Annotated in this window: 14 protein-coding genes; 8 read left to right on the forward strand and 6 right to left on the reverse strand. The window is 65.9% G+C overall.

The genetic code is table 11. The annotated features are described in order from the left end of the window. Positions 1–139: 139 nt before the first annotated feature. Complete coding sequence (locus WFK61_RS20750; RefSeq protein WP_336813965.1) at positions 140–1,318, reverse strand: fumarylacetoacetate hydrolase family protein; 1,179 nt, start codon at positions 1,316–1,318, stop codon at positions 140–142. Between the two features lie 204 nt (positions 1,319–1,522). Here WFK61_RS20750 and ugpB point away from each other — a divergent pair, with 204 nt between their 5' ends. From ugpB to WFK61_RS20775, 5 genes are all read left to right on the forward strand, one after another. Beyond that, positions 1,523–2,842 (forward strand): sn-glycerol-3-phosphate ABC transporter substrate-binding protein UgpB, encoded by a 1,320-nt coding sequence (gene ugpB / locus WFK61_RS20755; RefSeq protein ID WP_442896345.1) that lies wholly within the window; start codon positions 1,523–1,525, stop codon positions 2,840–2,842. Between the two features lie 76 nt (positions 2,843–2,918). Further along, on the forward strand, positions 2,919–3,800 hold the full coding sequence (gene ugpA, locus WFK61_RS20760) for a sn-glycerol-3-phosphate ABC transporter permease UgpA (RefSeq protein ID WP_336813967.1): 882 nt from the start codon (positions 2,919–2,921) through the stop codon (positions 3,798–3,800). Beyond that, positions 3,800–4,552, forward strand: a complete 753-nt coding sequence (locus tag WFK61_RS20765) for a creatininase family protein (RefSeq protein ID WP_336813968.1) — start codon at positions 3,800–3,802, stop codon at positions 4,550–4,552. Before ugpA ends, WFK61_RS20765 begins: the two co-directional genes overlap by 1 nt. Next, a complete protein-coding gene (gene ugpE / locus WFK61_RS20770; protein WP_336813969.1) occupies positions 4,552–5,400 on the forward strand; it encodes a sn-glycerol-3-phosphate ABC transporter permease UgpE in 849 nt (282 codons plus the stop codon). The genes WFK61_RS20765 and ugpE overlap by 1 nt, the downstream gene beginning before the upstream one ends. Positions 5,401–5,407: 7 nt before the next feature. Continuing rightward, positions 5,408–6,487: a sn-glycerol-3-phosphate import ATP-binding protein UgpC gene (locus WFK61_RS20775; RefSeq protein ID WP_336813970.1), complete on the forward strand. Its 1,080-nt coding sequence runs from the start codon at positions 5,408–5,410 to the stop codon at positions 6,485–6,487. Positions 6,488–6,630: 143 nt separating this feature from the next. On the opposite strand, the gene hemW is transcribed toward WFK61_RS20775, so the two are convergent. The 3 genes from hemW to rph form a co-directional block, all read right to left on the reverse strand. Further along, positions 6,631–7,830, reverse strand: a complete 1,200-nt coding sequence (gene hemW / locus WFK61_RS20780; protein WP_336813971.1) for a radical SAM family heme chaperone HemW — start codon at positions 7,828–7,830, stop codon at positions 6,631–6,633. Next, positions 7,827–8,474 (reverse strand): RdgB/HAM1 family non-canonical purine NTP pyrophosphatase, encoded by a 648-nt coding sequence (gene rdgB, locus WFK61_RS20785; protein WP_336813972.1) that lies wholly within the window; start codon positions 8,472–8,474, stop codon positions 7,827–7,829. Before rdgB ends, hemW begins: the two co-directional genes overlap by 4 nt. Before the next feature lie 135 nt (positions 8,475–8,609). Then, on the reverse strand, positions 8,610–9,326 hold the full coding sequence (gene rph, locus WFK61_RS20790) for a ribonuclease PH (protein ID WP_265057160.1): 717 nt from the start codon (positions 9,324–9,326) through the stop codon (positions 8,610–8,612). A gap of 143 nt (positions 9,327–9,469) precedes the next feature. On the opposite strand from rph, the gene hrcA reads away from it, so the two are divergent. Together hrcA and WFK61_RS20800 are read left to right on the forward strand one after the other, a co-directional pair. Next, positions 9,470–10,555 (forward strand): heat-inducible transcriptional repressor HrcA, encoded by a 1,086-nt coding sequence (hrcA, locus tag WFK61_RS20795; protein WP_336813973.1) that lies wholly within the window; start codon positions 9,470–9,472, stop codon positions 10,553–10,555. An 89-nt stretch (positions 10,556–10,644) separates the two neighbouring features. Beyond that, the gene (locus tag WFK61_RS20800) at positions 10,645–10,893 is read left to right on the forward strand and encodes a DUF3297 family protein (RefSeq protein WP_257733185.1); all 249 of its coding nucleotides are present in this window, start codon (positions 10,645–10,647) and stop codon (positions 10,891–10,893) included. A gap of 147 nt (positions 10,894–11,040) precedes the next feature. On the opposite strand, the gene WFK61_RS20805 is transcribed toward WFK61_RS20800, so the two are convergent. Together WFK61_RS20805 and WFK61_RS20810 are read right to left on the reverse strand one after the other, a co-directional pair. After that, positions 11,041–11,577, reverse strand: a complete 537-nt coding sequence (locus WFK61_RS20805) for a GNAT family N-acetyltransferase (RefSeq protein ID WP_336813974.1) — start codon at positions 11,575–11,577, stop codon at positions 11,041–11,043. Next, a complete protein-coding gene (locus tag WFK61_RS20810; protein WP_336813975.1) occupies positions 11,574–12,173 on the reverse strand; it encodes a helix-turn-helix domain-containing protein in 600 nt (199 codons plus the stop codon). The genes WFK61_RS20805 and WFK61_RS20810 overlap by 4 nt, the downstream gene beginning before the upstream one ends. 241 nt (positions 12,174–12,414) lie before the next feature. Here WFK61_RS20810 and lepA point away from each other — a divergent pair, with 241 nt between their 5' ends. After that, positions 12,415–14,220 (forward strand): translation elongation factor 4, encoded by a 1,806-nt coding sequence (gene lepA, locus WFK61_RS20815; protein WP_257733188.1) that lies wholly within the window; start codon positions 12,415–12,417, stop codon positions 14,218–14,220. Positions 14,221–14,362 lie beyond the last annotated feature (142 nt).

Here is a 14,362-nt window from a genome sequence, read left to right on the forward strand (position 1 = left end):
TCGCCACGCCGAACCCTCCTGGTCCAGCCCGCTCTCTGGCAGAAAAATCTTACCATCCAGCTGACGGAAACGCTGCTTCTTGCGGCTTTCCGGCAAGAAATCGCACGGAATTCGGTGCGCGAGCGATCAGCCTACAGCTTCACAGCAGCCCGCGCCCGGCCAGATGGCGCATCAGATGCGAGGCGCCGTAGGTCCAGGGCGCGCATGCGTCGGTGCGCTTCATCCGGTTGACGAGGCTGCCGAGCTCGGGCGCGGCGATGGTGACGATGTCCCCGTATTTATGGGTGAAGCCGCCGCCCGGCGCATCGCGGTCCTTGATCGGCGCGAACATGGTGCCGAGATAGAGCGCCGCCCCGTCCGGATACTGGTGATGCGGGCCGATCATCTGCGCGGCGAGATCGGCCGGGTCGCGGCTGATCTTGGCGATCGAGGACGAGCCCTCCAGCCGGAATCCGTCCTCGCCCTCGACCGTCAGCGTCACCGTCGTCCGGCGGACATGGTCGAGCGTGAAACCGGCATCGAACAGGCGGATGAAGGGGCCGACGGCCGCTGCCGCATTGTTGTCCTTCGCCTTGCCGAGCAGCAGGGCCGAGCGGCCCTCGACATCGCGCAGGTTGACGTCGTTGCCGAGCGTGGCGCCGACGATCGCACCCGTCGACGCGACGATCAGCACGATCTCCGGCTCGGGATTGTTCCAGCTCGAGGCCGGATGCAGGCCGGCATCGGCGCCGGTGCCGACCGTCGACATCGGCGGAGCCTTGGTGAAGATCTCGGCATCCGGGCCGATTCCGACTTCGAGATACTGGCTCCAGGCGCCCTGCTTGATCAGCACGTCCTTGAGATGCATCGCCTCGGGCGAGCCGGGCTTGAGCTTGGACAGGTCGTCGCCGATGAGCTTGCCGATCTCCTCGCGGATCGTCGCAGCCGCCGCCGGATTGCCGCGCGCCTTCTCCTCGATGACGCGCTCCAGCATCGAGACCGCGAAGGTGACGCCCGCCGCCTTCACGGCCTGCAGGTCGAGCGGCGAGAGCAGCCAGGGGCGCTTCGGGTCGCGGCCATCCACAGGCGTGTTGGCGAGGATGTCGGCGAGCGAGCCGATCGCTTCGCCATCGGCGCCTCGCAGTGCGGCGGCCGGGTCGGCGGCCTCGCAAAGATCGCGGCTGGTCGGGAAACTGCGGGTCACGTCGATGACCTGCCCGTCGCGGAGCGTCACCACGGCCGGCCCGCCGAGATCGGGCCGCCAGACGCGGCCGGCCAATGCGGCGGCATCGGCATCGGCGGGCAAGGTCGCGGTCACGGCAAGGTCGAGGCTGGGCATGGCGGCATCCACGAAACGGGTTCGGATCGGTGCGCAGATCAGCCGGTTATGCGCGAATGTGCAAGCCGCCCCCAGACCATAGGCGGATTGCGCCGGCCGTCATCGATTTGTCATTGAAATGTCGCCTGCGCTACATGCTAGCTTGCGCACCAACGACAAGAACCGCGGCGGCGCCCGCCCGCGGAAGGGAGACATTCCATGACCATCAAATCGCGCATCCTGATGTCGGTCGCGGCTTTTGCGCTCGTCGGTGCCTCGCCGGCCCTGGCGCAGACCGAGATCCAGTGGTGGCACGCGCTGACCGGTGCCAATAACGACGTCGTCGTGAAGCTCTCCGAGGATTTCAACGCCTCGCAGAAGGACTACAAGGTCGTTCCCGTCTACAAGGGCTCCTATCCCGATACGCTGAACGCCGGCATCGCCGCCTTCCGCGCCGGCCAGGCCCCGCATATCCTGCAGGTCTTCGAGGTCGGCACCGGCACGATGATGTCGGCCAAGGGCGCGATCAAGCCGGTCCACGAAGTCATGAAGGAAGCCGGCGAGAAGTTCGACCCGAGCGCCTATCTGCCCGCGATCACCGGCTACTACTCGACGGCCAAGGGCGACATGCTCTCGATGCCGTTCAACTCCTCCTCGATGGTGATGTGGTACAACAAGGACGCCTTCAAGAAGGCGGGCCTCGACCCGGAGAAGCCGCCGAAGACCTGGCCCGAGACCTTCGAGGCCGCCAAGAAGCTGAAGGCCGCCGGCTACGACAAGTGCGGCGTTTCGAACGCCTGGGCGACCTGGGCCAATATCGAGCAGTTCGGCGCCTGGCATAACGTGCCGCTCTCGACCAAGGTCAACGGCATGGCCGGCTTCGACGCCGTCCTGAACTTCAACAAGAGCCCGGCCTTTCTGAAGCACTGGACCAATCTGGTCGAGCTGCAGAAGGACAAGACCTATGACTATTCCGGCCGCACCAACAATGGCGAAGGCCGCTTCACCTCGGGCGAATGCCCGATCTTCCTGACCTCCTCGGGCTTCTTCGGCAACGTCAAGGCGAACGCCAAGTTCGACTGGGGCAACGCCGCGATGCCGTATTATCCCGACGTGCAGGGCGCTCCGCAGAACTCGATCATCGGCGGCGCTTCGCTCTGGGTCATGGGCGGCAAGAAGGCCGACGAGTACAAGGGTGTCGCCAAGTTCTTCACCTTCCTCTCGAATGTCGACCGCCAGGTGAAGCTGCACACCGAGTCCGGCTACCTGCCGATCACCAAGGCGGCCTATGAGAAGGTCAAGGCGTCCGGCTTCTACAAGGACAAGCCCTATCTCGAGACCCCGATCCTGGAGCTGACCAACAAGGCTCCGACCGACAACTCGAAGGGCCTGCGTTACGGCAGCCTCGTCCAGATCCGCGACATCTGGTCGGAGGAGCTGGAGGCGGCGCTGAACGGCCAGAAGTCGCCGCAGGCGGCGCTGGACGCGGCGGCCGAGCGCGGCAACCAGATGCTGCGCCAGTTCGAACGCACCGCGGCCCGCTAAGCGCTTAGCTCTTGCAAACCCAAGGCCATCCCGGACACTCTCCGTCCGGGATGGCCATCTCGTTCCAGGGAAGCCGATGCAGAAGAACGCATACTTCAAGGGGCTCACGATCCCCTTCCTGCTGCTTCTGCCGCAGCTCGCCATCACCGTCGTGTTCTTCTATTGGCCGGCGACCCAGGCGGTCTGGCAGAGCTTCCTGCTCGAAGATGCTTTCGGCACATCGACGGAATTCGTCTGGTTCGAGAACTACCAGATGCTCTTCGCCGATCCCGGCTACCTCAAGGCCTTCATCAACACGATCATCTTCTCGACCTTCGTCTGCGTGTTCTCGCTCTCGATCGCGCTGCTCTTCGCCGTGATGGCGGACCGGCAGCTGCGCGGCGGCGAAATCTACAAGACCCTGCTGATCTGGCCCTATGCGGTGGCGCCTGCGATTGCCGGCGTGCTCTGGATTTTCATGTTCGATCCCTCGCTCGGCATGCTCGCGCGCGGCCTGCAGGCGCTGGGCATTCCCTGGAACCCGCGCCTCAACGGCAATCACGCCATGCTGCTGGTCATCCTGGCCGCGACCTGGAAGCAGATCAGCTACAATTTCCTGTTCTTCCTCGCCGGCCTGCAATCGATCCCCAAGAGCGTGATCGAGGCGGCCGTGATCGACGGCGCCCGGCCGATGCGCCGCTTCTGGACCATCGTCTTCCCGCTGCTCTCGCCGACGACCTTCTTCCTGCTCGTCGTCAATATCGTCTACGTCTTCTTCGACACCTTCGGCATCATCGACACCGTCACCGGCGGTGGCCCCTCGGGCGCGACCGAGACGCTGGTCTACAAGGTGTTCTCGGACGGCAAGGGCGGCTCGAATCTCGGCGGCTCGGCGGCGCAGTCGGTGCTGCTGCTGATCATGGTGATCGGGCTCACCGCGGTGCAGTTCCGCTTCATCGAGCGCAAGGTCAGCTACTGATGGCCTCCGTGCTCTGGATGGACCTCACCGCCGAGGAACTGCGCGCCAAGGCGGCGGCGGATACGATCGTCGTCCTGCCCGTCGCCTCGATCGAGCAGCATGGCCCGCATCTGCCCGTCGGCGTCGATACGATCCTGTGCAGCGGCGTCTGCAAGGCGGCGGCCGAGCGCGCCGGCGATGACGTCGACGTCGTCGTCGCGCCGACGCTCTGGTGCGGCATGGCCGAGCACCACATGGCCTTCGGCGGCACCTTCACCTTCGACATCCCGACCTATCGCGCCGTGCTGCTCTCCTTCCTGAAGAGCATCGAGCGCCACGGCTTCCACCGCGTGCTGATCGTCAACGGCCATGGCGGCAACATCGCCGCGCTCACCGCCTTCCTGCCCGATTTCGCCCGCGAGACCCGGCTGCATGTCGAGGCGACCACCTATTTCCTGCTGGCTGAGGCAGCGTTCCCGCCGCTGCTCCAGGACCAGAAGGGCGTCCAGCACGCCTGCGAGGTCGAGACCTCGATGATGATGGTGCTGGCGCCGGGCTCGGTCCGCGAGCCGCGCCTCTTGGAAGCCTTCGGCGCCCGTAACGGCCTGCCGGGGCGGCCGACCGTCTCGCGCCACCGCTCCTTCCGGGAGATGACCGAGACCGGCGTGGTTGGCGATGCCCGCCGGGCCACGCCCGAGAAGGGGCAGGCCTGCCTCGATGCCTGTGCGGACGCGCTGGCCGGATTGCTGCGCGAGATGGGGAGGGCCGCCTGATGGTCGAGGACCGCCGCCTGGGCGATGCGATCGCCTATATCATCCTGACGATCGGCGTGCTGATCGTCGCCTTCCCGGTCTGGCTGACCTTCGTCGCCTCGACCTGGGATGCCGCGACCGTGATCAACGGCCAGATGCCGCTCTATCCCGGCCCGTATTTCCTAGAGAACTACAACCGCATCCTCTTCGTCGGCACGTCGAGCACGACGCGCGAGCCGGTGATCGGGATGATGGTGAACTCCTTCATCATGGCGATCACGATCGCACTCGGAAAGATCTTCATCTCCGTGCTCTCGGCCTATGCGGTGGTCTATTACCGCTTCCCGTTCCGCATGGCCGCGTTCTGGATCATCTTCATCACGCTGATGCTCCCGGTCGAGGTCCGCATCTTCCCGACCTTCAAGATCGTCTCCGATCTCAACATGCTCGACACCTATCAGGGTCTCGCCGTGCCGCTGATCGCCTCGGCGACGGGCACGCTGCTCTTCCGGCAGTTCTTCATGACGATCCCCGACGAATTGCTCGAAGCGTCCAAGATCGACGGCGCCGGCCCGTTCAAGTTCTTCAAGGACACGCTGATCCCGCTCTCGATGACGACGATCGCCGCGCTCTTCGTCATCCAGTTCATCTATGGCTGGAACCAGTATCTCTGGCCGCTTCTGGTGACGACGAAGGACTCGATGCAGACCATCGTCATCGCCATCAAGAAGATGATCGTCACCGCCGACGCCCTGACGGAATGGCAGCTCGCCATGGCCACCGCTATGCTGGCGATGCTGCCGCCCGTCTTCGTCGTCATCGCCATGCAGAGGCTCTTCGTGAAGGGCCTGGTCGAAACCGAGAAGTAATCCGCGAATGGCCCAGGTCACTCTCAGCAACGTCAAGAAGGTCTATGCCGGCGGCGTCGAGGCCGTGAAAGGCGTCTCCTTCGACATCCCCGATGGCGGTTTCTGCGTCCTCGTCGGCCCCTCCGGCTGCGGCAAGTCCACGCTCCTGCGCATGGTCGCCGGGCTGGAGACGATCTCGTCCGGCGAGGTCGCGATCGGCGAGCGCGTCGTCAACCAGATCGAGCCGGCCGACCGCGACATCGCCATGGTGTTCCAGAACTATGCGCTCTACCCGCATATGAACATCTACGACAACATGGCCTACGGCCTGCGCAACCGCGGCACGCCCAAGGACGAGATCGACAAGCGCGTGAAGGAAGCCGCGCGCATCCTCGCGATCGAGCCCTTCCTGGAGCGCCGGCCGCGCCAGCTCTCCGGCGGCCAGCGCCAGCGCGTCGCCATGGGCCGCGCCATCGTGCGCAAGCCGCAGGTCTTCCTCTTCGACGAGCCGCTCTCGAACCTCGACGCGAAGCTCCGCGTCCAGATGCGCGTCGAGATCAAGAAGCTGCAGCGCGCGCTCGGCGTCACCTCGATCTACGTTACTCACGATCAGGTCGAGGCGATGACGCTCTCCGACAAGCTCGTCGTGATGAATGCCGGCCAGGTCGAGCAGATCGGCCTGCCCGCAGAGGTCTACCGCAAGCCGGCGAGCAAGTTCGTCGCGACCTTCATCGGCTCGCCGCCGATGAACATCCTGCCCGGCTCGGTCGACGGGCCCGGCATCGTCGCGCTCGGCGACGCGATCATCGAAGTCCGCGACCTGCGCGAGGATCTGGCGGCGCAGGCCTCGGTCGAGGTCGGCTTAAGGCCCGAGGATGTCGAGATCGCTTCGGAAGGGCAGGCGGGCTCGCTGCCCTTCGATGTCGAGTTCATCGAGGAACTGGGCGCGACCCAGCTCTTCCACGGCAAGCTCTCGGGCCAGCCCTTCGTGATGCAGGCGGCGACGGGCGTGGTTGCGGCTCAGGAAGGCCGGCTCTGGATCACCGTCGATCCCGACAAGGTCCATGTCTTCGACCCGAAGACGGGCTCGCGATTGGGGAAGGGCTGAGCGGCGCATTTCGCGCTCTTCGTCATGGTCGGGCTAGTCCCGACCATCCACGTCTTCATTCGTGTCATGCGGTGTTCAAGGCGTGGATGCTCGCCACAAGGGCGAGCATGACGGCGGTGTTTCCACGCTCGACGAAAATCGCCTCAAGCCGCCAGATCGGCCACCAGCGCATCCAGCAGCAGCGCGCCGTCCGGCGTCGCGGCGAGCCGGCCGCCCGCGCGCTCCATCAGCAGCTTCTGCTCGATCAGGCTTGAAACGCGCTTGGCGTTGAGCGGGCGCCCGGCCAGCGCCTTGAACACCTGCGGGTCGATACCCTCGACGAGGCGAAGCCCCATCAGCAGGTACTCGTCGCCTTGCGCTTCCTCGGATAGCCGCTCGTCCTCGACGAGCGCATGGCCTTCGGCCTCGACGCGTTCCAGCCAGACTTCCGGCCGCTTCTCGGTCGAATGCGCCATCCGGCCCTGCTCCGTCACGAGCCGGCCATGGGCACCGGGGCCGATGCCGGCATATTCGCCATAGTGCCAGTAGACGAGATTGTGCCGGCACTCGGCGCCCGGCCGGGCGTGGTTCGAGATCTCGTAGACCGGCATGCCGTGCCTGGCCGTGATCTCCTGCGTCGTCTCGTAGAGCGCGGCGCCGGCCTCATGATCGGGAATGGCGAGCTTGCCGGCGCGGAACAGCCGCTCGAAGGCGGTGCCGGGCTCGATCGTCAATTGGTAGAGCGAGAGATGTTCGGCCGCATGGCTGATCGCCAGCTCCAGCTCGGCGCGCCAAAGCGCAGGTGTCTGCGAGGGCGAGCGGGCATAGATCAGGTCGAAGGAGTAACGCTCGAAATATTGCCGCGCGATCGCGACGGCCGCGAGCGCTTCCTCGGCGGAGTGCATCCGGCCGAGCGCCTTGAGATCGGCATCGTTCAGCGCCTGCACGCCGAGCGAGACGCGGTTGACGCCGGCCGCGCGGAAATCGCGGAAGCGCCCGGCCTCGACGCTGGTCGGATTGGCCTCCAGCGAGACTTCGCAGTTGGGATCGACCGCCCAATACTCGCCGATCGCATCGAGGATCGCGCCGACCGTGCGCCCCTCCATCAGCGAGGGCGTGCCGCCGCCAAAGAAGATCGAGGAGACCGTGCGTCCCGGCACCAGCGCGGCGCGGTGCGCGATCTCGCGGCGGAAGGCGGCGATATAGCGCTGCTGGTCCGGCGGCTGCAGGCGGACATGGCTGTTGAAGTCGCAATAGGGGCATTTGGCCAGGCAGAAGGGCCAATGCACATAGACGGCGAAGCCCGCATCCGCGGTCGGATGCAGGATCGAAGGCCGCTCGGACAAGGCGGCCGGGGCGCTCACGCCGGCTTCCTCAGGCAGGCGGCGGCGAGTTCATGGAAGGCGCGGGCGCGATGCGACAGGCCGGGCGAGCCATCCGCCGGAATGCCGTGCTTCTCCGTAGCCGTCATCTCGCCGAAGGTCTTCTCATGGCCGTCGGGCAGGAAGATCGGATCATAGCCGAAACCGCCGAGACCGCGCGCCTGCTCGGTCACCGTGCCGAAGACGCGGCCTTCGAACAGTTCCTGATGTCCGTCCGGCCAGGCGATCACCAGCGCCGAGACGAAATGCGCCTTGCGCCTGTCCGGCGTGATCGCGCCGCGCTTGGCGAGTTCCATCTGCACGCGCCCGATCGCCGGGGCGAAATCTTTGCCGGGCCCGGCCCAGTTGGCCGAGAACAGGCCCGGCGCGCCGTCGAGCGCATCGATGCAGATGCCGGAATCGTCGGAGAGCGCCGGCAGCCCGCTGGCGGTCGCGGCGGCGACCGCCTTGATCGCCGCGTTCTCCGAGAACATGTAGCCATCTTCGACCGGCTCGGGCAGGCCAAGCTCCCCGGCCGAGACGAGCTCGATGCCATAGGGCGCCAGCAAGTCGCGCATTTCGCGCAACTTGCCCTGGTTATGGGTCGCGATCACGACCTTGCCGGTGAGGAGGCGATGCTCCGACATCTCTTCATTATCCTCTGGAACCACGCCGTCATCCCGGGCTTGACCCGGGATCCATCGAAGGGCGTCGCGCTCTACGATGGATCCCGGATCTTCGCTTCGCTGCGTCCGGGATGACGCCGTGTTCTATGACGGTGACTACGCCACCGCCGCCTTCTGCAGCGTGACGAGCTTGGCGACGCCGCCCTTGGCGAGCTTGAGCAGCGACAGAAGCTCTTCCTCGGAGAAGGGCGCGCCTTCGGCCGTGCCCTGCACCTCGACGATGCCGCCCGAGCCGGTGATGACGAAATTCGCGTCGGTCTGCGCGCCGGAATCCTCGACATAGTCGAGATCGATCACCGGGTTGCCGGCGACGATGCCGCAGGAGATCGCGGCGACATGGTCCTTGAGCGGGTTGGTGCCCTTGAGCAGGCCGCGCCCTTCCATCCATTTCAGCGCGTCGTGCAGCGCGACCCAGGCGCCGGTGATCGAGGCCGTGCGGGTGCCGCCATCGGCCTGCAGCACGTCGCAGTCGACGACGATCTGGCGCTCGCCGATCGCGGTGAGATCGACGACGGCACGAAGCGAGCGGCCGATCAGGCGCTGGATTTCCTGCGTGCGGCCGGAGGGCTTGCCGGAGGTGACCTCGCGGCGCGTGCGCTCGTGGGTGGCGCGCGGCAGCATCGAATATTCGGCGGTGACCCAGCCCTTGCCGGTGCCGCGCAGCCACGGCGGCCCCTTTTCCTCGACGGTCGCGGCGCAGAGCACCTTGGTCTCGCCGAACGTCACCATGCAGGAACCCTCGGCATAGCGCACCACGCCGCGTTCGAGCGTGACCTTGCGCATCTCGTCGGCGGCGCGTTTGGAGGGTCGCATGAAATATTCCTGTCTTGCGGGGAAGTGGCGGCTTGTAGGCGTTTGCGCCGCGCGCGGCAAGGCACGGAGCGGTTCTGCCCCTTGATCCCTGCGCTTTGCATGACGACAATAGGGCGAGAACGACGGTTCGCCTGAAAAGGTTCATGAGCGCCCATACGCCCCGCCCCGAGACGATGAGCAGCCTGGTCGAGACCGACCAGCGCTCGCGCGAGATCTTCCGCCAGATCGTCGACGGCTACCTGACGACGGGTGAGCCGGTCGGCTCGCGCAACATCGCCCGCCTGCTGCCGATGGCGCTCTCGCCCGCGACGGTGCGCAACGTCATGACCGACCTCGAAATGGCCGGGCTGATCTACGCGCCGCATACCTCCGCGGGCCGCTTGCCCACGGAGCGAGGCCTGCGCTTCTTCGTCGATGCGATGATGGAGGTCGGCAATCTCACGGCCGACGAGCGCTCGCGCATCGAGGCGCAGATCAGGGTCGCCGCCAGCAATCGCAATCTCGACCAGACCCTGACGGAAGCCTCGGCCCTGCTCTCCGGCCTGTCGCGCGGCGCCGGTGTCGTCGTCACCACCAAGGCCGATGTCCGTCTGAAGCATATCGAGTTCGTCCGGCTCGACCCTGCCCGCGCGCTGGTCGTGCTCGTCTCGGAGGACGGTACGGTCGAGAACCGCCTTTTGGCCCTGCCGCCCGGCCTGCCGGCCTCCGCCCTGAGCGAGGCCGCGAATTTCCTCAACGCCCGCATCCTCGGCAAGACGCTCGCCGAACTGCGCGGCGAGATCGGCGGGCAGCGCGCCCTGATGGAGCGCGAGCTCGATGTCCTGACGGCTCGCCTCGTCGAAAGCGGCATCGCGACCCAGGCCGGTCCCGGCAGCGACCGCCATCTTATCGTGCGCGGGCAGGCCAACCTGCTCGACGATCTCCGGGCGCAGGAGGATCTCGAGCGCATCCGCATGCTCTTCGGCGATCTCGAGACGCAGACCGATGTCATCGATCTCCTGACCCGGGCCGAGGATGGCGACGGCGTGCGCATCTTCATCGGTTCGGAGAACAAGCTGTTCTCGATGTCCGGCTCCTCGATGGTGGCCGCGCCCTTCCGCGACGCCGAGCAGCGCATCGTCGGCGTCGTCGGCATCATCGGCCCGACGCGGCTGAACTATGCCCGCATCGTTCCGATGGTCGACTACACCGCCAAGGTCGTCGGCCGCCTGCTCGACGGCGGCCGCTAGGCGAGAGCCCAAGGCCCTGAGTTGGCTTTGCCGGCGGAAGCGGCTATCGAGCGGGCAAAGCAACACTTTCCGTCATTCAGGTGCGACCCATGTCCGAGCAGCTTCCCGACCGTCTTTCCGTCAATCCGGACAGCCCCTTCTACAATGAAGAGGTTCTGGCGCGCGATATCGGCATCCGCTTCAAGGGCGTCGAGAAGACCAATGTCGAGGAATATTGCGTCTCCGAAGGCTGGGTGAAGGTCTCCGCCGGCAATGCCAAGGACCGCTTCGGCCGGCCGATGACGATCACGCTCAAGGGCCCGGTCGAGCCGTATATCCGCGGCAAGGTCGAGGGCTGAGCCTCCATTGTCATTCCGGGGCTTCGCGCAGCGAAGAGCCCGGAATCCACGACCGGGCGAGCCGCTAGTCGTGGGATGTCAAATGCTCCACCCAGTCGTGGGTTCCGGTTTCACGCCTGCGGCGTGCCCCGGAATGACAACGGTGGTTCAAGCGAGACTCTTGTAGAAAAACGTCGAGCCGCAATCGGCGCCATCCGGCATCAGCGCATAGCGCGGGATGGTGCCGGCCTCGGTCCAGCCGAGCCGGTTGTAGAGCCTTCGCGCCGCCCCGTGCTCGTCCGTGTCGAGCACCAGCAGGTCGCGGCCCTTCTCGCGCGCGATCGCCTCGGCCCGCTGCATCAAGGCTTCGCCGATGCCCTGCCGGCGCGCGCGGGAATGCACCAGAACCTTGGCGATCTCGGCCCGGTGCGGCTGGTTCGGCTTTCCGATCAGGTGAAGCTGCGCCGTGCCGACGATGCCGTCGCCATTGCGTGCTGCCAGCAGGATGACCTGCCCGCCCTCGACGCCCGCCGCGACATCGCGCCAGAAGCGTTCGTAATCGGCTGCCGTGTTCCAGTTCATGAAGCCGACCGAGGCGCCGTTGGCGACGCTGTCGCGCAGAATCTCTGCCAGCGCTGGAATCGCCGCTTCGGCATCCCCGGCGTCGAGTGTGTCGATGGAGACGGCGAGGCTGGTCGCGTTCATGCGATATGTCCCGGAAAGGCGCCGCTTCTCGCAGCGAGGATGACGGCGTAGCGGACGGGCGCATCGCCCGGATTGCGGTAGATGATCGGGCCGCGCAGATGCATCTGCAGGCAGTCGCCCTCGGCCAGTTCCTGGCGGACGCCTTCGACGGTCAGGTCGAGCCGGCCGCGCAGCACCCAGATCTGCTGGTCGAGCGCCGCCGCGCCCGTCGCGTTGTCGAGCCTCACTTCGGCACCGGCCGGAAGCTCCACCTCGACGATCTCGAAGCCCGAGCCCGTCCCGCGCGGCGAGACGTTGCGGCGCAGATAGCCGCTCGCCGGGTCGCGCCAGACCGGCTGGGCGTCGCGGCGCGCCAATGGCCCGCTTCCCGTGCTCTCTTCCAACAGCGCCGAGAGCGAGAGGCCGAGCCCGGAGCCGAGCCGGACGAGCAGTGCCGCTGTCGGACTCGATTCGCCGCGCTCGACGCGCGAGATCATCGCCCGGCTGACACCGCTGCGCTCGGCAAGGGCGTCGAGCGTCAGGCCATGGCGCTGGCGGGCCGCCTTGAGGCGCTGCCCGAGCATGCGGTCGATCTCGGTGTCGTGTTCGAACTCCATGGGTGGAGAATAATTCTCAGATATTGGAATTTGCAAGATGCATTCTCTGCCTGCGTGAACCTGTGGTCATCCCGGGCTTGCCCCGGGATCCATCGAAGGGCGCCGGTGCTCTACGATGGATCCCGGATCTCCGCTTCGCTCCGTCCGGGATGACAGGGTGGTTCCGGGAAAAACAGTCTGAAGGGGCCTTCGAACAGGCCAACCGCTTGGCGCCGCGCGGCATCACTGCTATGGCGCGCGCATGAGCACCCGTTCCATCGACAATATCCGCAACTTCTCGATCGTTGCCCATATCGACCACGGCAAGTCGACGCTGGCCGACCGCCTGATCCAGCAGACCGGCACCGTCGCCGCCCGCGACATGAGCGACCAGATCCTCGACTCGATGGATATCGAGAAGGAGCGCGGCATCACCATCAAGGCGCAGACGGTGCGGCTCGACTACCGGGCCAAGGACGGCAAGGACTATGTCCTGAACCTGATGGACACCCCCGGCCATGTCGACTTCGCCTACGAGGTCTCACGCTCGCTCGCGGCCTGCGAGGGTTCGCTGCTGGTGGTCGATGCCTCGCAGGGCGTCGAGGCGCAGACGCTCGCCAACGTTTATCAGGCGCTCGACGCCAACCACGAGATCGTCACCGTCCTCAACAAGATCGACCTGCCGGCCGCCGAGCCGGAGCGCATCAAGCAGCAGATCGAGGACGTGATCGGGCTCGATGCCTCCGAGGCCGTGCCGATCTCGGCCAAGACCGGCCTCAATATCGAGGGCGTGCTGGAAGCGATCGTCGAGAAGCTGCCGGCGCCGAAGGGCGATCCCGATGCGCCGCTCAAGTGCCTGCTGGTCGACTCATGGTACGACGCCTATCTCGGCGTCGTCGTGCTGGTGCGCGTCATCGACGGCGTGCTCAAGAAGGGCATGACGATCCGGATGATGCGGGCCAACGCCTCCTATGGCGTCGACCGCGTCGGCGTGTTCAAGCCCAAGATGACCGAGGTCAAGCAACTCGGCCCCGGCGAGGTCGGCTTCTTCACCGCCTCGATCAAGGAAGTCGCCGATACCGCCGTCGGCGACACCATCACCGACGAGAAGAAGCCGATCGCAGAACCGCTGCCGGGCTTCAAGCCGGTGCAGCCGGTGGTGTTCTGCGGCATCTTCCCGGTCGATGCCGCCGATTTCGAGGTGCTGCGCGCCGCGATGAGCCGGTTGCGCCTGAACGACGCTTCGTTCTCCTACGAGATGGAGACCTCGGCCGCGCTCGGCTTCGGCTTCCGCTGCGGCTTCCTCGGGCTGCTGCATCTGGAGATCATCCAGGAGCGGCTGGAGCGCGAGTTCAACCTCAACCTGATCTCGACGGCGCCGTCGGTGGTCTACCGTCTCAAGCTGCGCGACGGCACGACGCTGGAACTGCACAACCCGGCCGACATGCCGGATGTGATGAAGATCGAATTCATCGAGGAGCCCTGGATCAAGGCGACGATCTTCACGCCGGACGAGTATCTCGGCTCCGTCCTGAAGCTCTGCCAGGATCGCCGCGGCATCCAGACTGACCTGTCCTATGTCGGCTCGCGCGCCAAGGTCGTCTACGACCTGCCGCTGAACGAGGTCGTGTTCGACTTCTATGACCGGCTGAAGTCGATCTCGAAGGGCTATGCTTCCTTCGACTACGCGATCACCGATTATCGTGAGGGCGACCTCGTGCGCATGTCGATCCTGGTCAATGCCGAGCCGGTCGACGCGCTCTCGATGCTGGTCCATCGCTCGCGCGCCGATGCCCGTGGCCGCGCCATGTGCGAGAAGCTCAAGGAACTGATCCCGCCGCATATGTTCCAGATCCCGGTCCAGGCGGCGATCGGCGGCAAGATCATCGCCCGCGAGACCATCCGCGCGCTACGCAAGGACGTGACCGCCAAGTGCTACGGCGGCGACGCCACGCGTAAGCGGAAACTTCTGGAGAAGCAGAAGGAAGGCAAGAAGAAGATGCGGCAGTTCGGCAAGGTCGAAATCCCGCAGGAAGCCTTCATCGCCGCCCTCAAGATGGACGATTGAGCGGGCACCGCCGCGCGATCTCTGGATCACAACCACCCTTGTCATCAACTCAGTATTTAGCGTCTCTGAGCCTTGCGTTTGCGACGACGATGATGCGTCGCATGATGGCGACGATAGCGACGATTGGCTTTTTCTGGCGCTT

It is taken from the genome of Allobosea sp. MMO-172 (genome assembly GCF_037147855.1).
GTDB lineage: Bacteria > Pseudomonadota > Alphaproteobacteria > Rhizobiales > Beijerinckiaceae > Allobosea.